This is a genomic window from Novosphingobium organovorum, from assembly GCF_022832435.1.
Classification (GTDB): Bacteria; Pseudomonadota; Alphaproteobacteria; order Sphingomonadales; family Sphingomonadaceae; genus Novosphingobium; species Novosphingobium organovorum.
The window spans coordinates 1-810 of record NZ_JALHLF010000254.1; the positions used below are offsets into that span (position 1 = coordinate 1).

At 75.2% G+C, this 810-nt stretch carries 1 protein-coding gene; it reads right to left on the bottom strand.

Annotation, left to right across the window (positions count from 1 at the left end; all coding sequences use genetic code 11):
* Positions 1-661 (bottom strand): Y-family DNA polymerase (locus tag MTR62_RS21100; RefSeq protein ID WP_456152719.1); only part of this gene is annotated, 661 nt, incomplete at its 3' end.
* Positions 662-810: the final 149 nt, after the last annotated feature.

The following is an 810-nucleotide window of genomic DNA, read 5'->3' on the forward strand; positions in this document are numbered from 1 at the left end:
CGGCGCGCTCCTCCTCGGGTGCGGCGTGTCCGGGGTCATGCCGCGCGAGCACCTGCGCCGCCTCGGCGGTCGACCCGCAGGCAAGGCGCAGCGTCACGCCAAGCGCGCCGATCACCTCCTCGATCTGCGCGACGAGCGCGGCTTCCCCGCCGAACAGATGCGCCACCCCGGCAATGTCGAGCACGATGGCATCGGGCGGGGCGAGCGTGACCAGCGGGCTCCAGTCCTGGCAGCGCGCGGCAAGCCGTTCGAGCCAGCGCCGGTCGGCGCCGCTGTCCATTTCGGCAACGTGCAGTTCGGGCTCGATCGCGCGGGCATCGGCCAGCGTCATGCCCGGCACGAGCCCCCCGTCGAGCGCCGCCTGGTCGAGCGCGAGCAGCCGCAGCCCCCCGCGCACCTTGGCCACCAGCGCCAGCGGGGCACCTTCGGCGCTGGCGCTTTCGCCAAATGCGCCCTCAGGCGGCGTCGCGCCGCCCGTCCCGGAGCGGCTCGCCCCCCGCGCCTGCGGGTGCGGCGCGCGTTCGATCCGGAAGCGGTCGGTCGGCAGGAACGGCAACCACAGCGCCAGATAGCGCCGGGCTGCGGGCGCGGACGGCCTCTCGGGTCGGTCGAGGCGTGGTGATGGCCGCGGCGCATCGGTCACGGAATTGGCGTTGGTCACGGTCCCACTCCAGGCGCCAGTCGAGCCCGCAAGGGCCCGCCTTCTGGCGCAGCAAGGTCACATCGAAAGCCGGTAAGCCGGGCGCGTTGCCGGGCAGCGCCTGCGAGGGCGCGGCGCCGACCTGCCAGCGCGTCTGCGCGGCGCTGGGC